This is a genomic window from Klebsiella sp. BIGb0407, assembly GCF_024807845.1.
Classification (GTDB): domain Bacteria; phylum Pseudomonadota; class Gammaproteobacteria; order Enterobacterales; family Enterobacteriaceae; genus JGM124.
In genome coordinates, this window is the sequence record NZ_JANUEQ010000011.1 from 106540 (window position 1) to 129284 (window position 22745).

The following is a 22745-nucleotide window of genomic DNA, read 5'->3' on the forward strand; positions in this document are numbered from 1 at the left end:
AGCGGGGTCTCAGCAGAAATTAACCTGTATTACGCATACCTGCAGCCACGCCCGCGATGGTGACCATAATGGCCTGCTCTACGCGAGGATCAACCTCTTCGCCACGTTCTTCCGTTTGGCGTGAACGATACAACAGTTCCGCCTGAAGGACGTTAAGTGGGTCAGTGTAGATATTACGCAGGGTAATAGACTCCGCAATCCAGGGTAAGTCCGCCATCAGATGTGAATCGTTAGCGATATCCAGCACCACTTTGATATCCGCAGAGAGCTGGTCACGCAGTTGCTGGCCCAGACTCCACAGCTCTTTTTTCACCAGGCGCTGGTCATAGTATTCCGCCAGCCACAGGTCCGCTTTAGCAAAGACCATCTCCAGCATACCTAAACGGGTTGAGAAGAACGGCCAGTCGCGGCACATCGCTTCAAGCTGGTCTTGCTTACCGTCTTCTATCACTTTTTGCAGCGCGGCACCGGCACCCAGCCAGGCTGGAAGCATCAGACGGTTTTGCGTCCAGGCGAAAATCCATGGAATGGCGCGTAATGACTCTACACCACCGTTTGGACGGCGTTTTGCCGGACGTGAGCCTAATGGCAGTTTGCCCAGCTCCAGCTCTGGTGTTGCTGAGCGGAAGTAAGGGACAAAGTCTTTATGTTCGCGAATATAACCGCGGTACATTTCACAAGAGACATCAGACAACTGTTCCATAATATGGATCCAGTCTTGCTTCGGCTCTGGTGGTGGCAGCAGGTTAGCTTCCAGAATAGCACTGGTATAAAGCGTCAGGCTGCTAATGGTGATTTCCGGCAGACCGTATTTAAAGCGGATCATCTCGCCTTGCTCAGTCACGCGCAGGCCGCCTTTCAGGCTTCCTGGTGGTTGAGAGAGCAGGGCTGCATGAGCAGGTGCGCCGCCGCGACCAATCGAACCGCCACGACCGTGGAACAGGGTCAGTGCGATACCGGCTTTTTCACAGGTTTTAATCAGTGCGTCCTGGGCTTCGTATTGCGCCCATGAGGCTGCCATTACGCCAGCATCTTTCGCGGAGTCAGAATAGCCAATCATGACCATCTGTTTGCCCTGAATAAAGCCACGATACCAGTCGATGCTCAGGAGCTGAGTCATAACGTCATCGGCATTATTCAAGTCATCGAGAGTTTCGAACAGCGGGGCAACAGGCAGAGCAAAGGTGCAGCCTGCTTCTTTCAGCAACAGGTGAACGGCCAGAACGTCAGATGGCGTTTTAGCCATAGAGATAACGTAGGCGGCAATCGAACCCTGTGGTGCTTCTGCTACCACTTTACAGGTATCAAGGACTTCTTTGGTATCTGCGGTCGGTTCCCACTGGCGTGGCAGTAATGGACGCTTAGAATTCAGCTCGCGGATCAGGAAGGCTTGTTTATCCGCTTCTGACCAGCTCTCATAGTCACCAATACCGAGATAGCGCGTCATTTCGCCTAAGGCTTCGGTATGACGGGTGCTTTCCTGACGGATATCGATACGGACCAATGGAACGCCAAAGCATTTTACCCGACGTAAGGTATCAAGCAGCTGGCCGTTGGCAATAATGCCCATGCCACAAGCTTGCAGCGATTGATAACAGGCATACAGTGGATCCCACAGCTGCTCGTTATTGGTTAGCAGACCTTGTGGTTTAGGCAGACGCTGACCTTTAAGGCGTGCTTCCAGCCAGGCTTGGGTCGCGGTTAATTGCTGACGCAGGCCTTTCATGATGTAGCGATAAGGTTCCTGACCTGCATCTGCTCCGGCAAGGGCGCTGAGTTCAGGGGTACATTCCACCATCGACAGCTCAGAGATCAGTACCTGAATATCACGCAGGAACAGGTCTGTTGCCTTCCAGCGGCTGAGTAACAGAACATGACGCGTAATATCTGCGGTTACGTTCGGGTTACCATCACGGTCACCGCCCATCCAGGAGGTAAAGCGTACTGGTACGAAGTCTACCGGGAGTTTGTAACCTAATTGCTCTTCAATCTGCTCATTCAGCTCACGAAGGTAGTTTGGTACCCCTTCCCACAGGCTGTTTTCTACTACCGCAAAGCCCCATTTTGCTTCATCAACCGGGGAAGGGCGTTGCTTACGAATTTCATCGGTATGCCAGGCTTGTGCTACCAGCTGGCGCAGACGACGCATAATCTGGTTACGCTCGTAATCGGCGATATCACTGTGGTCGAGCTGCTTCAGGCAGCTATTCACTTCGACCAGTTTATGAATCAGCGTACGGCGGGTAATTTCGGTCGGGTGGGCTGTCAGAACCAGTTCCAGCGACAGAGACTCCACGGCCTCTTTCAGAGCAGCTTCACTGATATTTGGCTGCTCTTTTAATTTTTTCAGTGTGTTAGAAATAACTTCAGGGCTACCGGCAGCTTCGCCATTGGCAGAAATGCTGTGATATTGCTCTGCGGTGTTGGCCAGATTCAAAAATTGACTGAAGGCACGGGCAACGGGTAACAGTTCATCATTAGAGAGATTCTGCAACGTTGTCAGCAATTCCTGCCGATTTGCCTCATTACCTGCACGGGAGGATTTAGATAACTTTCGGATAGTCTCCACGCGATCGAGAATATTTTCCCCCAGCGTGTCTTTAATGGTATCTCCGAGCAGCGTACCGAGCATACTGACATTACTTCGCAAAGCAGAATAACGTTCGTTCATAAGATCCAGACCCAATCTCTATTATGTAACCTAATTTCACCCGTAAAGGTTCAACACCGCCTTTTATAAAGCCACGTCACAACTCTTTCGTCAATTACTACGAAATCGTTTCAGCAAACGAAAAAATGGCTTTAATACATGAAATTTAATTACGGAGTAAGTGTATAAGTAATTCTTATTAAAATAGCCCCAAAACCAGAAGAAAAGGAGGGTAAATCTCCTTTTCACCCTATTTACTAGTGCCAACAAAAATGATGAACAACTTGAGAAATTAGTTCACGCGTTGGCTTGATAAAGCGTGTTTCAAGGTATTCATCGGGCTGATGAGCCTGATTAATCGAACCCGGGCCTAACACTAGTGTCGGGCAAAGAGTCTGAATAAAAGGCGCTTCAGTACAATAATTAACCACTTCTGTTTCTGTGCCGAGAAGTTTTTCAATCACCTGTACCAGCTGGCTATCCTGCGGGCATTCATAGCCGGGAATCGGTGGATGCAACTCTGAAACCGTCAGGCGGCCAGGATAACGCAGACTGACCGGCTCTAAGGCTTCAACCAGCAACTCTTCCAGATTATTAAGCGACATGCCCGGTAACGGACGAATATCCATATGTAGCTCACAACAGGCACAGATACGGTTAGCAGCATCGCCCCCGCTGATATGACCGAGGTTAAGCGTCGGGTAAGGTACTGCGAAGGCGGCATAGTGGTAACGCTCTTTAAAGCTATCTCTCAGGCCCATGATCTGAGTAATCGCTTCATGCATCAGTTCGATAGCATTCACGCCCCGCGCCGGATCGCTGGAATGGCCAGACTGGCCAAGAATACGAATCGCGTTGGAGATATGCCCTTTGTGAGCGCGAACCGGTTGCAGAGAGGTTGGCTCGCCGATAATCGCACAGTCCGGACGTATCTGAGTATTTTCAGAGAAGTAGCGCGCACCTGCCATGGTGGTTTCTTCATCAGCGGTCGCGAGAATATAGAGCGGTTTTTTCAGCTGCGTAATATCAACATCACGCAATGCATCGAGAATGAAGGCGAAAAAGCCTTTCATATCGGCAGTGCCCAGACCATAGAGCTTATTGTCATCTTCGGTTAAGGTGAAGGGGTCGCGCGTCCAGCGTCCGTCATCAAACGGCACGGTGTCGGTATGACCTGCCAGCAGCAAACCGCCTGCACCTTGGCCCGTACTGGCTAACATGTTGAATTTGTTGCGTGTACCCGGTACTGGCTGGATTTCGACATGAAAATTCAGGTCCCGAAACCAGCCTGCCAGTAAATTGATTAAAGACTCATTACTCTGATCCAATGCGCTGTCGGTTGCGCTGATAGACGGGGTTGCGATCAAAGCGCGGTAAATCTCGATAAAAGGGGGTAATTTCATCTTCACTGTTGACAGCCCTTAGGTTAGGATAGTATCAATATTCATGCACTAATTATGAATAAAAATACATTAGCGTTGAGCGTAAAGGAACCATTAATTGTTCCGGTGACTACCACCACGCACGCAGACGTGGGTGAAAGCGCTAAGCTGGCACCCTAAACAGACGAACGAAGAAGGTGAACAGCCCTGATGTTGAATACACTGATTGTTGGCGCAAGTGGTTATGCAGGCGTAGAACTTGTTACTTATCTGAATCGCCATCCTGATATCAACATAACCGCTTTAACAGTATCAGCGCAAAGTGCAGATGCGGGAAAGTTAATCTCTGATTTGCATCCGCAACTCAAAGGTATTGTCGATATGCCGTTGCAGGCGATGTCAGACATCAGTGAATTCAGCAATGTTGATGTCGTTTTTCTGGCAACCGCCCACGAAGTCAGCCATGACCTGGCACCGCAGTTTTTAGCTGCCGGATGCACGGTTATCGATCTGTCAGGCGCCTTCCGCGTGAACGACGGTGAGTTCTATCAGCGCTACTACGGTTTTACCCATCAGCATAGTGATTTGCTGGAACAGGCGGTATACGGCCTGGCAGAGTGGCAGCATGATGAAATTAAAACCGCTCAGCTGATTGCCGTTCCGGGCTGTTATCCGACAGCGTCTCAGCTAGCGCTGAAGCCACTGATAAACGCCGATTTGTTAGATCTCACCCAGTGGCCGGTTATTAATGCCACCAGCGGTGTCAGTGGTGCCGGACGTAAAGCGGCAATATCTAACAGCTTCTGCGAAGTGAGCTTACAGCCTTACGGTATTTTCAATCACCGTCATCACCCTGAAATTGCCACCCATTTAGGCACCTCCGTTATCTTTACTCCACACCTGGGCAATTTCCCGCGTGGCATTCTGGCGACCATCACCGCTCGTCTGAAACCTGGAGTCACGGGCGCGCAAGTCGCTGAGGCATTTAAACAGGCCTATGATGACAAACCTTTAGTTCGCTTATATGACAAAGGGGTTCCGGCTCTGAAAAATGTCGTTGGTTTACCTTTCTGCGATATTGGGTTTGCCGTTCAGGATGAGCATGTCATTATCGTCGCGACTGAGGATAACCTGTTAAAAGGTGCCGCATCGCAGGCAGTACAATGTTTAAACATTCGTTTTGGCTTTGCTGAAACACAATCCCTTATTTAACCGTCAGTTGGGTAAAATGATGAATCCTTTAATTATCAAGCTAGGTGGCGTGTTACTGGATAGCGAAGAGGCGTTAGATCGTCTGTTCACTGCCTTGATGACTTACCGTCAGTCTCATCAACGGCCACTGGTCATCGTTCATGGCGGCGGTTGCCTGGTCGATGAGCTGATGAAAAAGCTGTCATTACCGGTTGAGAAAAAAAATGGTCTGCGTGTCACACCCGCAGATCAAATTGATATCATTACCGGCGCACTGGCGGGTACGGCGAATAAAACGCTGCTGGCCTGGGCGAAGAAATTTAGCCTTAACGGTGTCGGCTTATGCCTCGGTGATGGTGACAGCGTCAGTGTCACTCAGCTGGATGAGTCCTTAGGCCATGTCGGTCTGGCAAGCCCGGGTTCACCGAAGCTGATTCAGGCGCTGCTGGCGAGCGATTTCCTGCCTATCGTTAGCTCAATAGGTGTGACCGCTGAAGGCGAATTAATGAACGTGAATGCTGACCAGGCTGCGACAGCGTTAGCTGCTACCCTGGGGGCTGATTTAATCTTGCTGTCAGATGTCAGTGGCATCCTGGATGGTAAAGGGCAGCGTATCGCCGAGATGACGGCAGAAAAAGCCGAACAACTTATTCAACAGGGTATTATTACTGACGGTATGATTGTTAAAGTGCATGCGGCTCTCGATGCAGCACGTACTTTGCAGCGCCCTGTGGATATTGCATCCTGGCGTCACGCAGAACAACTCCCTGCTTTATTCAACGGTGTAGCCATTGGCACCCGGATTCTGGCATAGACAAAGAAAAGATTTAACAAGGAAAACATAATGCAAAATCACGGCATCAAAAAAATTGTTCTCGCGTACTCAGGCGGTCTTGATACTTCGGCGATCATTCCATGGCTGAAAGAGAATTATGGCGATTGTGAAGTCGTCGCCTGTGTAGTGGATATCGGCCAGGATCGTGAAGACCTGAAAGGCGTTGAGCAGAAAGCTCTGCGTTCAGGTGCCAGCGAATGTTATGTCGTCGATGCCCGTGAAGAGTTCATCAGTGATTATGTTTACCCGGTACTGCAGACCGGCGCGCTGTATGAAGGTAGCTACCTGCTGGGTACCTCAATGGCACGTCCATTGATTGCTAAAGCGCTGGTTGATGTTGCCAAAAAAGTCGGCGCAGATGCGCTGTGCCACGGTGCGACCGGTAAAGGAAATGACCAGGTTCGTTTCGAATCCACCTGGGCGGCACTGGCTCCACACCTGAAAGTGGTTGCACCATGGCGTGAGTGGGATCTGCGTTCTCGTGAAGCGCTGCTGGATTATCTGAAAGAGCGCGATATTCCAACTACCGCTTCACTGGAAAAAATCTACAGCCGTGATGAGAATGCGTGGCATATCTCTACCGAAGGTGGCGTGCTGGAAAGCCCATGGAACGCACCGAACAAAGATTGCTGGGTTTGGACCGTAGATCCGCAGGAAGCACCAGACCAGGCTGAACAAGTGACTGTTTCTGTGAAGCAGGGCAAAGTGGTTGCCGTTAACGGCGAAGCAATGAGCCCATTCAAGTGCCTGGAAACCCTGAACGTGATTGGTGCTAAACATGGTATCGGCCGTATCGATATCGTTGAAAACCGTCTGGTGGGCATTAAGTCCCGTGGTTGCTATGAAACTCCAGGGGGCACCATCATCATGGCGGCCCTGCGTGGCGTTGAGCAGCTGGTTCTCGATCGCGACTCGTTCAAATGGCGTGAGCAGCTGGGCCTGGAAATGGCTTATGTGGTTTACGACGGTCGCTGGTTTGCACCACTGCGTAAATCTTTGCAGGCCTCTGCCGAGTCTCTGGCTGAAGAAGTGAACGGTGAAGTGGTTCTGCAGCTTTACAAAGGCCAGGTGACTGCGATTCAGAAAAAATCGCCAAACAGCCTGTACAGCGAAGAGTTCGCAACCTTTGGCGAAGATGAAGTTTACGATCACAGCCATGCGGGTGGCTTTATCCGTCTGTTCTCTCTCTCTTCACGTATCCGTGCATTGAACGAACTGAAAAATAAGTAAGAGTTGAAATGGGGGAGCATTAGTCGCTCCCCGCTTTAAAAGTCACAATAAAAATGAATAACGGAGCATGACTATGGCACTTTGGGGTGGACGTTTTACACAGGCAGCCGATCAACGGTTTAAACAGTTCAATGATTCCTTACGCTTTGACTATCGTCTGGCTGAGCAAGACATTGTCGGTTCTGTCGCCTGGTCCAAAGCATTAGTGACTGTAGGTGTGCTTACGAGCGCTGAACAGCAGCAACTTGAAGAAGCGCTGGAGACTTTGCTGACCGAAGTTCAGGCAAACCCTGAAGCGATTCTGACCAGCGATGCGGAAGATATTCATAGCTGGGTTGAAGGTAAACTGATTGATAAAGTCGGTGCCTTAGGTAAAAAATTGCATACCGGACGTAGCCGTAATGACCAGGTTGCGACGGATCTGAAGTTATGGTGCAAACTGCAGATCAGCGAGTTGCTGAATGCGACACGTCATCTGCAAGAAGCTTTGGTCGAGACCGCAGAAGCCAATCAGGATGCGGTAATGCCAGGCTATACCCACTTACAGCGTGCTCAGCCGGTGACTTTCGCTCACTGGTGTCTGGCATATGTTGAAATGCTGGCGCGTGATGAAAGTCGTCTGCAAGATACCCTGACTCGCCTCGATGTTAGCCCGTTAGGCAGCGGTGCGCTGGCTGGAACTGCCTATGAAATCGATCGTGAGCAACTGGCCGGATGGTTAGGTTTTGCCTCCGCGACCCGTAACAGTCTGGACAGTGTTTCAGACCGTGACCATGTGCTGGAGCTGTTATCTAACGCTTCAATTGGCATGGTGCATTTATCCCGCTTTGCGGAAGATTTAATTTTCTTCAACAGTGGCGAAGCCGCTTTTGTTGAGCTTTCTGACCGCGTGACCTCAGGCTCTTCTCTGATGCCACAGAAGAAAAACCCGGATGCGCTGGAACTGATCCGCGGTAAAACAGGCCGTGTACAAGGTGCCCTGACCGGCATGATGATGACCCTGAAAGGCCTGCCGTTGGCCTATAACAAAGATATGCAGGAAGACAAAGAAGGGCTGTTTGACGCGCTGGACACCTGGCTGGACTGCCTGCATATGTCGACTCTGGTGCTGGACGGTATTCAGGTTAAACGTCCTCGCTGCCGTGAAGCAGCCGAGCAAGGCTATGCCAACTCGACTGAACTGGCTGATTACCTGGTCGCCAAAGGCGTTCCATTCCGTGAAGCGCACCATATTGTCGGTGAAGCCGTGGTAGAAGCCATTAAGCAGGGCAAAGCTCTGGAAGCCTTATCCCTTGAGGATTTACAGAAGTTTAGCGCGGTGATTGGCGACGATGTCTATGCGATGCTGTCACTGCAATCTTGCCTCGATAAACGTGCGGCTAAAGGCGGCGTATCCCCGCAGCAAGTCGCTAAAGCGATTGTGGAAGCCAAACAACGTCTGGTCTGATATTTGTTTATGTAATGCGGGCGTTTGCCCGCATTACTGCTTTATTGCTCAAGATAGAAAGCCGAAGGCGGCATGCCAAAGTAGCGTTTAAACATCACGGTAAAAGCACTCTGGCTGTTATAGCCATGCTCCAGTGCCACCTGCACAATAGCTTTTCCTTCCGCCAGACTCTCCAGCGATAACAACAGGCGCGCCAGCTGTCGCCACTGACCAAATGTAATGCCGGTATGGGTTTTAAACTTGCGATGAAAGGTTTTTTTACTCATTGCCAGGCGGGCAGCCCATACTTCTGCCGTAATGGACTCATCAGGATGTCTGGCTATCTGGTTACACACCTGAATCAGCCGTTTGTCATCGGGCCAGGGCAGATAAAAGGGCAGTACTGGCAGGGTTTGAAACTCATCTAACAGCAGCCGCATCAGACGTCCGTCACGACTGTCGACAGCATAGTTGAGGGGGAGTGTTGAAGCTTCGAGGATCAGCTCACGTAATAGCGGCGAGACATTAATAACGCAGTCTTGTTCAGGCAGCCCCGGTGCTGCGTCGGCATTCACAAATAAGGTTCGCATACTGACAGCCCCGCGCATACGCACAGTATGTTCCATATTAGCCTGTAACCAGACTCCGCGAGTCGGCGGTACGACCCAGCGGCCACGATGGGTTTCAATTACCATCACTCCGCGTGTGGCATATAAAAACTGCGCCCGGGTATGCTGGTGCGCGGCAATCACATAGCCGGGCGGATATTCTATCGCCAGACCATTAATCGGGCGTTGAGCCGTTTCACTCGCCAGGTGTACCCCTGCCTCGACCATAAATTGTCTCTTTCAAGATAAGAATTGTCATCTTATCTTAATACGGCTAACGCTATCTCTTTCATTATGAATTCTTTGCCTTTGAGCCGAGGATTGAAATGAGATATTGGTTATTCCCTTTAAGTGCCATCGCCCTGTGGGCTGGTAATGTGATTGTATCCAAAATGGCATCGGGAGTGATTTCCCCGCTGGCGATTACGTTTTACCGTCCCGTATTGGCGGTATTCCTGATGAGTTTTTTCCTGGCAATACCGACCTGGCGTAACCGCGTGCTGGTAAAACGCCACTGGCCTAAGCTGATGTTTTTAGGCTTTCTGAGTATGGCTTTCTATCAGTGCTTATCATACTGGGCGGCTGATACCTCAACGGCGACCAATATGGCGATTATTACCGCCCTGACACCGCTTTTGACCATGTTAGTCAGTTCACTGGTATTACGAGAGTTTCCGACACCCGGCATGGTTCTGGGAGGTGCAATTGCGTTATGGGGGACCGCATTTTTAATCAGTGGGGGATCTCCCGCCGACCTGTTTAAGGGGCACTATCGTGTCGGGGATTTGCTGATGCTGATAGCCGCCTTGAGCTATGCTTTCTACAGCGTACTCCTGCGTAAATGGAAGCTTGGGCTACCCGCCTGGCAATCAACGTATCTTCAGGCGTTATCTGCCATGATCTTTATGTTTCCGCTGTGGCTGACAGTTCCGGCAGGCCAGGCATCGTTAGATAGCTCCACTCTGCCACTTATTTTTTATGCCGGTATCATGGCCTCAATTGTCCTGCCTTGCCTGTGGATTAAAGGTATTGAACACCTCGGCCCTAATCGTTGCAGTATCTTTATGAATGCCTTGCCGGTTATCACCGCCGGGCTGGCAATTACCCTGCTACATGAACAGCTTGCCTGGTATCATCTGGTCGGTGGCAGTGTGGCTTTACTGGGCGTATTTATTGCCCAGACTCTACGGATACGTCTCTGCCAGCGAGAGGCCGAATAAAATCTGACCAGTAAGAACTTTATTTACTTCTCTTGATAGTTATTAACATTGGTTGTTATTCTATTTATCGTTAATAGCTATCTTATCGGAGAGTAATGGATTATGAATATTCGGGATCTTGAGTATCTGGTAGCGTTGTCTGAACATTGCCATTTTCGCCGCGCGGCGGATGCCTGTCATGTCAGCCAGCCTACATTGAGCGGTCAGATTCGAAAGCTGGAAGATGAGCTAGGTATCATGCTGCTTGAGCGTACCAGCCGTAAGGTGCTGTTTACTCAGGCTGGTTTGTTGCTGGTGGATCAGGCACGTACCATTCTGCGTGAAGTGAAGGTATTACAAGAGATGGCAAGCCAGCAGGGAGATACCATGTCTGGTCCCCTGCATATTGGCCTGATTCCGACCGTCGGGCCTTATTTACTGCCTTTAATCATTCCTGCACTACGCCAGGCTTTTCCTAAGCTGGAGATGTATTTGCATGAAGCGCAAACCAATCAGCTGCTGGCTCAGCTGGACAGCGGCAAGCTTGATTGCGCTATTCTGGCATTGGTTAAAGAGAGTGAACCTTTTATTGAAGTTCCGCTGTTTGATGAGCCAATGACGTTAGCGATTTATCAGGATCATCCTTGGGCTTCTCGTGAAAGCGTACCCTTGTCTGACCTGGCGGGTGAAAAACTACTGATGCTGGAAGACGGACACTGTTTACGTGACCAGGCGATGGGGTTTTGTTTTGCCGTCGGGGCCGATGAAGATACCCATTTCCGCGCGACCAGTCTGGAAACCTTGCGCAATATGGTCGCCGCCGGAAGCGGTATTACACTTCTGCCTGCATTAGCGGTGCCTCAGGAACGTATTCGCGATGGCGTGGTTTATATTCCTTGTTATAAGCCAGAGCCGCATCGAACCGTTGGGCTGGTCTACCGCCCGGGTTCTCCGCTACGTAACCGTTATGAGCAGTTGGGAGAGGCCATCCAGAAACAAATGAATGGCCACTTTTCATCATTAAAAGAGGCGGTTTAAGCCATTTAATGCTGCAACCCGATAGGCTTCTGCCATGGTCGGGTAGTTAAAGGTGGTATTGACGAAGTACTCAATGGTATTTCCGCCACCTTTCTGCTCCATAATCGCCTGACCGATATGAATAATCTCGGCTGCGCGCTCACCAAAGCAGTGAATACCGAGAATCTCTTTGGTTTCACGATGGAAGAGGATTTTCAGCGTGCCGATATTCATGCCGACAATCTGGGCACGCGCAAGATGCTTAAACTGTGCCCGACCCACTTCATAAGGGACTTTCATCGCCGTCAGCTGTTGTTCAGTCTGACCGACTGAACTGATTTCCGGAATGGTATAAATACCGGTAGGAATATCTTTGATAAGGTGTGCTGTCGCTTCGCCTTTGACGATAGCCTGCGCCGCAATACGGCCCTGATCGTAGGCAGCAGAAGCCAGACTTGGATAGCCAATCACATCGCCGACGGCATAGATATGAGGCAGTGCGGTCTGATACATGCTGTTAACTTTCAGTAAGCCTCGTCCATCCGCTTTTAAACCAATATTCTCAAGGGATAAAGAGTCGGTATTTCCGGTACGACCGTTGGCATACAGCAGGCAGTCGGCTTTCACTTTTTTACCGGATTTCAGCGAAACGATAACCCCGTCATCGACGCCTTCAATCCCTTCAAACTCTTCGTTATGACGGATAACAACACCGTTGTTCCAGAAGTGGTAAGAAAGTGAGTCAGACATCTCCTGATCAAGGAATGCCAGCAGACGGTCACGGGTGTTTATCAAGTCAACTTTGACATTCATCCCCCGGAAGATAGAGGCATATTCACACCCGATAACGCCTGCACCATAAATAATGACATGGCGCGGGTCATGCTGAAGGCTCAGGATAGAATCGCTGTCATAAATGCGCGGGTGGCTAAAATCAACTTCCGGCGGACGATATGGCCGCGATCCACAGGCAATCAAAAACTTTTCTGCGGTGTAGCTTTCTACCGAGCCGTCAGGACATTCCAGGGAAATAGTATGTTCATCAACAAAGCGGGCATCTCCCTGCAATATTTCGCAGTGATTACGCTCGTAAAAGCCCTGACGCATTCGGGTCTGTTGATTGATGACGCTATCAGCGTGATTAAGAATGTCAGAAAAAGAAGAGCGAAGCAGATGAGAGTGGTTGCTATAAAGTGGGTTCTGGTTGAATTCAATAATGCGGCTGACTGCATGACGGAGCGCTTTTGAAGGGATTGTGCCCCAGTGGGTGCAGCCTCCGCCAACATTATGGTAGCGTTCTATGACGGCTACTCTGGCGTTCTGTTTGACCAGCCCCATCGCGGCACCTTCGCCTCCAGGACCGGAACCAATCACTATTACATCATAATCATAGGAATGAGACATGGTGGATGATTACCTGTTCTTATACATAAAAACAACATAATTGTAACATCAACAATTGGATAACCCAATTATCATTGTGCTTTTACCGACGGTAGCACCTCATTGCAGTGTAAACAATCATTCACATTGCACTATAAAAGGGTTAGCTTTAGTGTCTGGTATAGTTCCGGCTTGGTTTGAAGGATTCAGGCAACATGATGGGTGTCAGAGCGCAACAAAAAGAGAGAACCCGGCGTTCTCTGGTGGAAGCTGCATTTAGTCAGTTAAGCGCGGAAAGGAGCTTTGCCAGCCTGAGCCTGCGAGAAGTAGCACGTGAGGCAGGAATTGCCCCAACCTCATTTTATCGGCATTTTCGTGATGTCGATGAGCTGGGGCTAACCATGGTCGATGAAAGTGGTTTAATGCTACGTCAGTTAATGCGCCAGGCCCGCCAGCGCATTGCTAAAGGGGGCAGCGTTATTCGCACCTCGGTCGCGACATTTATGGAGTTTATTGGTAATAACCCCAATGCATTCCGTTTGTTATTGCGTGAACGATCTGGCACTTCTGCGGCTTTTCGTGCAGCGGTTGCCCGGGAAATTCAGCACTTTATTGCCGAGCTGGCAGACTATCTGGAACGTGAAAATCGTATGCCACGTAGTTTTACCGAAGCTCAGGCTGAAGCGATGGTAACGATTGTTTTTAGTGCCGGCGCAGAAGCCTTAGATGTCGATATCGAAAAGCGGCGTCAGCTTGAAGAGAGGCTAGTTCTTCAATTACGGATGATCTCAAAAGGCGCTTACTACTGGTATCGACGAGAACAAGAAAGATTAACACTTGCTCAAATACCCGAAGCATGAAGGAGAATAAATGACACAGTTACAAGAAAGAGGAACGCTCGTCCTGGCATTAGTCGCCGGAGTCTCGATCAACGGTTCTTTTGCTGCATTGTTTGATTCACAAGTCCCCTTTTCAATCTTCCCGCTTATTGCCTTAGTACTGGCGGTACATACGCTCAGTCAGCGCTACAAGAACAGCACTATGGCGGACGGTCTACCCAGTCTGGCGGTCGCATGGTTTGTGCTCGGTATTCTTCTGTATAGCGCCATTATCCGTGTGGCACATCCAGAAATTGGCTCTAATTTCCTGCCGTCAATTTTATCGGTAGTACTCATTTTTTGGATTTTCGCGAAAATGCGTGCACGCAAAAGACTGTTTTCAGAGCAACATGACGAGATAAAAGAAGGCTAATTTTTTCGACTACCTTGTTAGTAAGAATTAAAAACAACTGAAACTTTGTCTCTTTTTAGTTATCGCAGCTACCTCTCTCATTTCTTATCCACCTGAGTCGTCATGGCTCAGGTGACCTGAGTCACAATCCTAAAAGCCAATTTAAACGCTCATATAGCAGCCAATAAAAATCAGCCGTGATTTTTTATCGTTAACTGTTATTGTAGTTTTACTTGCCTGCCTCGCCCGCGTTAAGCACGGGTCGATTGATAATAAAGGAGTTTTAAATGGGTGTTTCGATTGCAAATAAAGTTGCCGCCATCACTGGTGCTGCTTCCGGGATTGGTCTTGAATGTGCCAGAACCTTGATTGGTGCAGGCGCTAAAGTGGTTCTGATTGACCGCGCAGAAGACAAACTAAACGCGCTGGTAAAAGAACTGGGCCCGAATGCGATGCCGCTGGTTGTTGACCTGCTGGATCCTAAAGATGTTGATAGCATCCTGCCGCGCATCCTGGAATTAGCTGGTCGCTTGGATATTTTCCATGCCAACGCAGGTGCCTATATTGGCGGTGATGTTGCTGAAGGGGATCCGGATGTCTGGGATCGTGTATTAAACCTGAATATTAACGCAGCGTTCCGTTCTGTGCGTGCTGTACTGCCACATCTGATTGAGCAGAAATCGGGTGATATCCTGTTTACCAGCTCCGTCGCGGGTGTCGTTCCAGTTATCTGGGAACCGGTTTATACCGCGTCTAAATTTGCGGTCCAGGCTTTTGTTCACTCAACGCGCCGTCAGGTCTTTAAACATGGTGTCCGTGTGGGTGCAGTATTACCAGGGCCTGTGGTTACCGCTCTGCTGGATGACTGGCCACAGGAAAAAATGGACGAAGCGCTGGCGAGCGGTAGCCTGATGCAACCTATTGAAGTTGCTGAATCGGTGCTGTTTATGCTGACTCGCCCTGCTCATGTCACCGTTCGGGATCTGGTTATTTTACCGAATAATGTTGATGTCTAATCTGGAGCATTAATGAATAAGAATCAGGTCGTTATCGGCGTTGATGTTGGCACAGGTAGTGCCCGGGCGGGGGTCTTTAATCTGTCTGGCGAAATGCTGTCTACAGCGCGGCGGGATATCCAGCTCCATCAACCAAAGCCACACTATGCTGAACAATCATCGGCAGAGATTTGGACTGCGATATGCGATTCAGTGAAACAGGCTCTGGCTGAGTCTGGTGCTGCCCCTGAATCCGTCGCGGGGATTGGCTTTGATGCGACCTGTTCTTTAGTCGTGGTGGGTCATAATAACCAGCCATTACCTGTTAATGCCGACGGTGATGCCAGACGCGATATTATTGTCTGGATGGATCATCGGGCCACGGAGCAAGCGCGTCGTATCAATAAGATGGGGCATCCGGTGTTACGTTATGTCGGGGATAAAATCTCACCCGAAATGGAAACGCCTAAGCTGCTATGGCTGAAGGAAAATCTGCCCGAAACCTTTAATGCGGCATGGCAGTTCTTTGACTTGGCTGACTGGTTAACATGGCGTGCGAGCGGAGATTTAGTCCGTTCTGTTTGTACCGTTACCTGTAAATGGACCTGGCTTGCGCATGAGAAACGCTGGGATGATAGTTACTTCGAGTCTATTGGCCTGGAAGAATTTCCGCGTGAACACTATGCCCGTATTGGCCAGAATATGCAGCCACCGGGAACCGCTTGTGGACAAGGGGTGACTCTGGAGGCCTCAAGTCAGCTCGGCTTACTGCCCGGAACGCCGGTTGCCGTGGGAATGATTGATGCCCATGCCGGGGGAATTGGCAGCGTAGGGGTCGTTGAGGGCGCACTCAAAAATATGGCGTATGTTTTTGGCACTTCCTCTTGCACCATGACCACCACCAAAGAGCCGGTATTTATTCCTGGCGTCTGGGGCCCTTATTACTCCGCGATGGTGCCTGGAATGTGGCTTAGCGAAGGCGGGCAAAGCGCAGCCGGTGCCGCCATCGATCGCTTATTATCTCTGCATCCTGCGGCTTCTGCTGCAAAAGCAGAAGCTAAACGCTTCGGTAAACCGCTGCCGGTGTATCTGGCCGATCTGCTGCTGGAGCAAGTCGAAGATATTTCTCAGGCAGTGATGCTGGCGGAAGGGATACATGTTGTTCCTGAATTTTTGGGTAATCGGGCTCCTTTTGCCGATCCTGATGCCCGGGCGATTATTGCCGGGCTTGATATGGACAGTTCATTCCAGAACTTACTTCAGTTCTATGTCGCAGGTGTCTGTGGCATCGGCTATGGCTTGCGTCAGATCCTTGAGGTCCAGGACAAGGCGGGCGCGCCAGTTGATAACATCGTGATCAGTGGCGGTGCGGGTCAGCATCCGCTGATCCGCCAGCTACTGGCTGATGCCTGTGGCAAGCCGATATTATCGACCAGTGCTGCTGAGCCGGTATTACTGGGTAGCGCAATTTTGGGTGCGGTTGCCGGGGGGATATTTGCGACGCTGCCAGAAGGGATGGCGGCATTGTCTTCTGTTGATCTTCGCTATTTGCCAGACGCTAATGTTTATGATCAGCATAACAGGCGCTACCGCTCATTTACTGTCTTACAGCAGACTGCCAAAACCCTGGAAGGGTAGAAAATAATCGCCGCCGGTTATTTCTCTCACTGAAGTCTCGCGGATACAGCAACCTGAAGGACTAAAAACCTTCAGATTGCTGGCTATTTGCTAAGGATTAACGCTCTTCCAGCGGGTAGCTGCGGAAGCTCCACAGACCGAGTGCCTTCAGACCATCCCGGTAAATACCCTGAATATCTTTCTGGCTTACCTGTTGCAGCTCTGACAGGGGTTTATCCAGTGCGATAATGTCATAGAAGTGAATATCGCGTGGGCCTGTTTCCCAGCTTGCGAGGGTGAAAATGGCGTCAGCGCGACGAATATGGCTGCCAGAACTGATCAGCACGGCATTTTTGATACGGTGCTTCGCCAGGGCGTAGCGGCTGAACAGGGCATTTTCTACCGTTGAGCGGGCATAGTTTTCCGGGAAAATACGTTTGGCGTCAACGCCATGTTGTATTAACCAGTCTGCCATCAAGTTCCCCTCAGTTTTATTATTCTGAGGTACGCCACCGGTGACAATAATCAGTGAGTCAGGCAATTCTTTGGCAATCTCGAGCGTTTTTTCCAGGCGCTTAATCAAGATATCGTGCATTGAGCCGTCAGGATTCAGGGCATAGCCTAAAGTCACAATGGCATTACTGCCTTTATCCGCTTTCAGTTTGGCCAGGTCTTCGCTGGAAAGTTTATCGGTGATTGGCATCGTGGTGACGCGATCGATCACTTTATAGAATTCACTCAGCTCCTGGGCTTTTGCCGGGTTGAGCTGTTGCAGAGTTTTCAGGTAGTCGGCACTTTCTTTATTTTGACCGGCAAAACGACTCCAGGCCGAAAGATACATCAGAGCATCAATATCATCAGGGGCATCCGCCAGAATATCGCGATAAAGCGCCAGGGCTTTATCAACGTTACCATTATAGATATACGCGCTGGCCGCACTGAACAGCAAGTCCTGGCGATAAGGTTCCAGTTTGTGTGCCGCTAATAACTTCTGCGCCACAACCTCAAGATTGGAAGGCAATTTCGCGGTAAAACCGGCATCGGAAGAACGCGACGGGTTTTTAAATGCCTGTAAGGCTTCATTGACCAGCAAATCAACCGCCTGGCGCTGGGTAACGTATTCAGTATAGTTTGCCTGAGGTGCTATAACGGTTGTGTCGGCGATACTTTGAAATGACAAAGTACATCCTAGTGCCAGTGCAATCAGGGTTTTTATCTTAAAGCTCTGTGTAACCGTTCTATTCATATTTATTTCCATCGAGAAATTAATGATGCTGTAAAAAGGCCAAAATGCTCATTGATACTATCAACTGCGGTTTTTTTCTGCGTAATAAGCTTTGTAATATGGGATTAAGACGGAATTATTTCATTAAAGAAAATAAGATTTTGTGATACCTGGCATGGAATAGCGGGGATTGAGCCGTGAAAAGTGAAAGAAAAAGGGCATCAATGATGCCCTTTGGAACTCTCTGCTAGCCGTTTTTTATGATTCTTTGCGAACCAGTAATACGCCAGACTCCATATGATGGGTATACGGGAACTGATCAAACAGCGCCAGGCGTTCAATACGGTGTGTCTGGCCCAGGGTCTCGAGGTTTTCACACAGGGTCTCTGGGTTACAGGAGATATAAAGAATACGCGGGTAGGCCTGTACCATGCTGAGCGTATCTTTATCGAGCCCGCTACGCGGTGGGTCGACAAAAATGGTTTCGCACTGATAGCTGGTTAAGTCGATCCCCTTCAGGCGATTAAACTCACGATCTCCGTTCATCGCCTGGGTAAACTCTTCTGCCGCCATACGAATAATTTCAACGTTTTCAATCTGGTTGATGGCAATGTTGTACTGCGCCGCAGCGACCGATGGCTTGGCAATTTCTGTTGCCAGTACCCGATTAAAATTACGCGCGAGCGCCAGTGAAAAGTTACCGTTACCGCAGTACAGTTCCAGCAGGTCTCCGCGTGAGTTTTGGGTTACATCCAGCGCCCACTCCAGCATATGAATATTCACCGCGGCATTAGGCTGGGTAAAACTGTTCTCGACCTGGCGATAAATCATGTCCTTACCCGCGACCGGCAGGCACTCGTCAATATAATCGCGGTCCAGTTCAATTTTGGTTTTGGTCGCCCGACCAATTAAGTGCACATCGAAGCCTGCAGCCCGCAGGTTATCGCGTAATGCTTTAGCGTGCTGCTGCCACTCTTCATCAAGCTTACGATGATAGAGCAGTGAAATGACCGCCTGACCGCTGAGAGAGGTGAGGTAGTCAATCTGGAATAACTTGTGACGCAGGGCCGGGATATGACGAACACCGTCCAGTATCGCAGGCATCAAAGCATTAATCAGTTCGCTGGCAGCCGGAAAACGATCAACGCGAATACGGCTCTTGGTTTGTTGGCCAAACATGATGTGATAGAGGTCATCGCCATCATGCCAGATGCGAAACTCTGCGCGCATCCGATAGTGGCTCTTGGGTGAGCGAAACACCTCGGGTGCGGGGGCTGAAAAAGGGGCCATCATCGCTTCCAGGCGTGAGACTTTTTCAGCGAGCTGGTCATCGTACTGCGCTATCGGGAGAAGTTCAGGGGTCATGGCAAGCAATCCAGTCGTCAGTTAATACCTATTACGCGGCGATTGTAGGGCTTCAGTCAGGGATGTCCAGCCTGATGTCAGCAGAAGTTTAAATGGAAGTCTGGACATCCATCTGATGTTGACGTTAGCATATACCTCCGGCCTCCTGGAGTTAAAAGGGAACCCAGTGCAATTCTGGGGCTGACGCGCAGCGGTAAGGAACGACAAGATGAACGCATTTTGCAGACACTGCTTTAAAAGCGGGAAGTCTTCATCTGAACGATGTCACCAAGCCCGAAGACCTGCCGGACTAACGTCGCAATAAACATAGCTATCGCGTGCTATCTGCTATGTCTGCGGCATCCTGGTACAAAGTGGATGCTCTATAAAATGATGATTAAGCAACTTTCGCTGCTGTCGGTCTTATCCGCCACAGCTTTTTCCGTCTGGGCGCAAAATAATAATTCAGCAGATAACCTGGTGGTGACTGCTAACCGTTTTCAGCAACCGGTGAATACGGTACTGGCTCCAACCAATATCGTAACAAAAGAAGATATTGAACGTTGGCAGTCAAAAACTATTTTGGATGTGATGCGCCGTTTACCTGGGGTTGATATTGCTCGTAATGGTGGAATGGGGCAAAGCTCTTCTTTGTTTATTCGTGGTACTGAAGCTCGGCACGTTTTAGTTTTGGTGGACGGAGTACCAATGGCGCGACCGGGCATTTCTAATGATGCCGATATCGACCAAATTCCTATCTCACTTGTACAGCGTATTGAATATATTCGTGGTCCACGTTCCGCCGTTTATGGCTCAGGTGCTATTGGTGGCGTAGTTAATGTAATAACGATGACAGATCATGAGCGCTCGCAAATTAATGCGGGCGTTGGATCGAATGGTTATCAGTCATACGATGGAACCATAAATAAGCGTTTTGGCGATACAGTGGTTACCGGGTCAGGCGCCTATCAGACAACTAAAGGGTTTAACGTTCAACCTGACTCTTTGTACAGCGGTGATGATGGACGTGATGGTTACCACAGTAAGGCATTCTGGGGTGCTGTTCAGCATAAATTCGATGAGCATTTATCTGGTTTTTTCCGTGGCTATGGCTATTCATCAAACGCGGAATATGACCAGGGGGACTGGGGTTATGCGGGTGGCAATGATGAGCATCAAAACTATAGCCAGTCGTGGGATAGTGGGATGTACTATAACTCGGGTATCTACTCTTCCCAGCTTATCGTTAACTATCAGCATAGCAAAGATTATAATTCAAGTAATCTTAATGGCCGGTATGCAACGGGTTCAACCCTTGATGATATGGAGCAGCGATATATTCAATGGGGAAATAATATTGCTGTAGGCCAAGGTTCTATCAGCGGTGGTATTGACTGGAAACAAGAGAAGTTAACATCGTTCGGAGCTACTCAGCCAGATTCCTACAAACGTAATATTACTGGACTCTATTTGGTTGGTCAGCAACAGATTGAGAGTGTGACACTGGAAGCTTCTGGTCGTGAAGACCACTATGATCAATCTGGCTGGCATGGTACTTGGCAGACAGCAGCAGGATGGGAGTTTACTGACGGTTACCGAACAACATTCTCTTATGGAACCGGTTTTCTTGCCCCGTCGCTGGGCCAACAGTATGGCGCAGATAGATTTAACATATCGTCTAACCCAAACTTGAAACCTGAAGAGTCAAAGCAGTGGGAACTTGGCCTTGAAGGATTGAGTGGACCTGTTTTTTGGAACCTGTCCGGCTACTACTACGAGATTCAAAACCTCATTACTTATAATAATAATGCTTACTACAATATAAAATCTGCCACGATTCGAGGGCTGGAATGGACGGGGGATGTCACTACCGGACCCGTTTCACACCATCTTGTCCTACAATATGTAGATCCACGGGACGATGAAACGGATAAGATTCTTGCGCGTCGTGCGAAACAACAAGTTAAATACGAATTGAGTGGTCAGGTATACGATCTGGGTTGGGATGTTACCTATCAATATATAGGTCAACGTTATGATCGGGATTTCAGAAATTCCCGTGATGTAAAAATGGGCGGTGTCAGCCTTTGGGATCTCGGACTATCATATCCAGTCACCTCACATCTCACCATTCGTGGTAAAATAGCCAACCTGTTCGATAAAGATTACGAGACAGCTTATGGCTACCAAACTCCAGGACGTGAATACTACTTGTCTGGCGGCTACACCTTCTGATCCGCGCCCTACCGTGCTGGTGTTTGACTCCGGCGTCGGTGGGCTGTCTGTCTATAATGAGATTCGGCAGTTGCTGCCGGATCTGCATTATATTTATGTCTTCGATAACGTTGCCTTTCCTTATGGTGAGAAAAGCGAAGAGTTTATTGTCGATCGCGTCTTATCTATTGTCTCGACGGTACAACAACAATCCCCCCTTGCTCTGGCGGTGATCGCCTGCAATACCGCAAGCACGGTTTCTCTGCCTGCTCTGCGTGAAAAATTCAACTTCCCGGTTGTTGGTGTGGTTCCGGCAATAAAGCCAGCGGCGCGTATGACGGCTAATGGCGTAGTAGGGTTACTGGCGACACGCGGCACCGTAAAGCGTCTTTATACGCATGAGCTGGTCGCCCGCTTTGCAGCAGAGTGCAAAATTGAGATGCTCGGTTCGGCAGAGCTGGTTGAACTGGCTGAAGCGAAATTACACGGTGCGCCAGTATCGCTGGATGAACTACGCCGAATCTTACGTCCGTGGCTGCGAATGGCTGAGCCGCCAGATACTGTGGTATTAGGCTGTACTCATTTCCCTCTATTACAAGAGGAGCTACTTGAAGTCTTACCGCCCGGCACGCGATTAATAGATTCTGGTGCCGCAATTGCACGTCGTACGGTCTGGTTACTGGAACATGAAGCCCCAAATGCCGTATCGACAGATGAAAGTATCGCGTATTGCTTAGCACTAACCCCAGAAACTGAACAATTAATACCCGTATTACAGCGATATGGCTTTTCAAAACTGGAAAAATTGACGCTTTCTGACCACTTTGAGTGAAAAAACGACGGTCAGTTAATTATTTTAAATTAGGGGTTGTCAGCCTCAAAGAATTCCCTATAATGCGCATCCACTGACACGGAACAACGGTTACAAACCACCGAATCAGTCGAAGGAAAGCGAAAATAAACGCTTGACTTTGAAAGAGGAAAACGTAATATACGTGACCTCGAGTTAGCAAGCGTTAAGCGCCTAACTCACTGCTCTTTAACAATTTATCAGACAATCTGTGTGGGCACTCGCAAGATTGATATCTAAAGTACCTTCGGGTACAGAACCTTCGGGTTCACAAAAAATATCAAGTCTTGAAGAGTGAACACTAGTTTTATAAACAGTATGAATTCTTTGAGCATCAAACACTTTTAAA

General features: G+C 49.3%; 18 protein-coding genes and 1 riboswitch. Of the genes, 12 read left to right on the forward strand and 6 right to left on the reverse strand.

The annotated features are described in order from the left end of the window. Window positions 1–19: 19 nt before the first annotated feature. Both ppc and argE read right to left on the reverse strand, forming a co-directional pair. Entirely contained in the window at window positions 20–2671 is a 2652-nt protein-coding gene (gene ppc / locus M2387_RS23785; RefSeq protein ID WP_259053079.1) for a phosphoenolpyruvate carboxylase, read from the reverse strand. 236 nt (window positions 2672–2907) lie between these two features. Further along, complete coding sequence (gene argE / locus M2387_RS23790; protein WP_259053080.1) at window positions 2908–4059, reverse strand: acetylornithine deacetylase; 1152 nt, start codon at window positions 4057–4059, stop codon at window positions 2908–2910. 183 nt (window positions 4060–4242) lie between these two features. Between argE and argC the strand changes: the two genes are divergently transcribed. The 4 genes from argC (at window position 4243) to argH (ending at window position 8735) form a co-directional block, all read left to right on the forward strand. Next, the gene (argC, locus tag M2387_RS23795; RefSeq protein WP_259053081.1) at window positions 4243–5244 is read left to right on the forward strand and encodes an N-acetyl-gamma-glutamyl-phosphate reductase; all 1002 of its coding nucleotides are present in this window, start codon (window positions 4243–4245) and stop codon (window positions 5242–5244) included. A 16-nt stretch (window positions 5245–5260) separates the two neighbouring features. Further along, window positions 5261–6037 (forward strand): acetylglutamate kinase, encoded by a 777-nt coding sequence (argB, locus tag M2387_RS23800; RefSeq protein WP_259053082.1) that lies wholly within the window; start codon window positions 5261–5263, stop codon window positions 6035–6037. Between the two features lie 30 nt (window positions 6038–6067). Beyond that, complete coding sequence (locus M2387_RS23805) at window positions 6068–7288, forward strand: argininosuccinate synthase (RefSeq protein ID WP_259053083.1); 1221 nt, start codon at window positions 6068–6070, stop codon at window positions 7286–7288. A 73-nt stretch (window positions 7289–7361) separates the two neighbouring features. Next, window positions 7362–8735, forward strand: coding sequence for an argininosuccinate lyase (argH, locus tag M2387_RS23810; protein ID WP_259053084.1), 1374 nt, complete (start codon window positions 7362–7364; stop codon window positions 8733–8735). Between the two features lie 41 nt (window positions 8736–8776). On the opposite strand, the gene M2387_RS23815 is transcribed toward argH, so the two are convergent. Next, window positions 8777–9550, reverse strand: coding sequence for an AraC family transcriptional regulator (locus M2387_RS23815; protein ID WP_259053085.1), 774 nt, complete (start codon window positions 9548–9550; stop codon window positions 8777–8779). A gap of 98 nt (window positions 9551–9648) precedes the next feature. Between M2387_RS23815 and M2387_RS23820 the strand changes: the two genes are divergently transcribed. Together M2387_RS23820 and oxyR are read left to right on the forward strand one after the other, a co-directional pair. Next, a complete protein-coding gene (locus M2387_RS23820; RefSeq protein ID WP_259053086.1) occupies window positions 9649–10542 on the forward strand; it encodes a DMT family transporter in 894 nt (297 codons plus the stop codon). Window positions 10543–10644: 102 nt separating this feature from the next. After that, the gene (oxyR, locus tag M2387_RS23825) at window positions 10645–11559 is read left to right on the forward strand and encodes a DNA-binding transcriptional regulator OxyR (RefSeq protein WP_259053087.1); all 915 of its coding nucleotides are present in this window, start codon (window positions 10645–10647) and stop codon (window positions 11557–11559) included. On the opposite strand, the gene sthA is transcribed toward oxyR, so the two are convergent. Beyond that, on the reverse strand, window positions 11542–12942 hold the full coding sequence (gene sthA, locus M2387_RS23830; RefSeq protein ID WP_259053088.1) for a Si-specific NAD(P)(+) transhydrogenase: 1401 nt from the start codon (window positions 12940–12942) through the stop codon (window positions 11542–11544). The genes oxyR and sthA overlap by 18 nt on opposite strands. A 194-nt stretch (window positions 12943–13136) precedes the next feature. Here sthA and fabR point away from each other — a divergent pair, with 194 nt between their 5' ends. The 4 genes from fabR (at window position 13137) to M2387_RS23850 (ending at window position 16784) form a co-directional block, all read left to right on the forward strand. Then, on the forward strand, window positions 13137–13781 hold the full coding sequence (fabR, locus tag M2387_RS23835; protein ID WP_259053089.1) for an HTH-type transcriptional repressor FabR: 645 nt from the start codon (window positions 13137–13139) through the stop codon (window positions 13779–13781). Between the two features lie 10 nt (window positions 13782–13791). Next, window positions 13792–14172: a YijD family membrane protein gene (locus tag M2387_RS23840; RefSeq protein ID WP_259053090.1), complete on the forward strand. Its 381-nt coding sequence runs from the start codon at window positions 13792–13794 to the stop codon at window positions 14170–14172. 266 nt (window positions 14173–14438) lie between these two features. Beyond that, on the forward strand, window positions 14439–15167 hold the full coding sequence (locus M2387_RS23845; protein ID WP_259053091.1) for an SDR family oxidoreductase: 729 nt from the start codon (window positions 14439–14441) through the stop codon (window positions 15165–15167). A 12-nt stretch (window positions 15168–15179) separates the two neighbouring features. Then, window positions 15180–16784: an FGGY-family carbohydrate kinase gene (locus M2387_RS23850; RefSeq protein ID WP_259053092.1), complete on the forward strand. Its 1605-nt coding sequence runs from the start codon at window positions 15180–15182 to the stop codon at window positions 16782–16784. 97 nt (window positions 16785–16881) lie between these two features. Here the strand turns inward: M2387_RS23850 and M2387_RS23855 are convergent, their stop codons facing one another. Both M2387_RS23855 and trmA read right to left on the reverse strand, forming a co-directional pair. Further along, window positions 16882–18009 carry an ElyC/SanA/YdcF family protein gene (locus tag M2387_RS23855; RefSeq protein ID WP_259053093.1) on the reverse strand — a complete coding sequence of 376 codons (1128 nt, stop codon included), beginning with the start codon at window positions 18007–18009 and terminating at the stop codon, window positions 16882–16884. 237 nt (window positions 18010–18246) lie between these two features. Then, a complete protein-coding gene (trmA, locus tag M2387_RS23860; RefSeq protein ID WP_259053094.1) occupies window positions 18247–19353 on the reverse strand; it encodes a tRNA (uridine(54)-C5)-methyltransferase TrmA in 1107 nt (368 codons plus the stop codon). 121 nt (window positions 19354–19474) lie between these two features. Beyond that, a riboswitch (cobalamin riboswitch) is annotated at window positions 19475–19656 on the forward strand. A 69-nt stretch (window positions 19657–19725) separates the two neighbouring features. Here trmA and btuB point away from each other — a divergent pair. Next, complete coding sequence (gene btuB / locus M2387_RS23865) at window positions 19726–21567, forward strand: TonB-dependent vitamin B12 receptor BtuB (protein ID WP_259053102.1); 1842 nt, start codon at window positions 19726–19728, stop codon at window positions 21565–21567. Continuing rightward, complete coding sequence (gene murI / locus M2387_RS23870; protein WP_259053095.1) at window positions 21512–22378, forward strand: glutamate racemase; 867 nt, start codon at window positions 21512–21514, stop codon at window positions 22376–22378. The genes btuB and murI overlap by 56 nt, the downstream gene beginning before the upstream one ends. The last annotated feature ends 367 nt before the right edge of the window (window positions 22379–22745 follow it).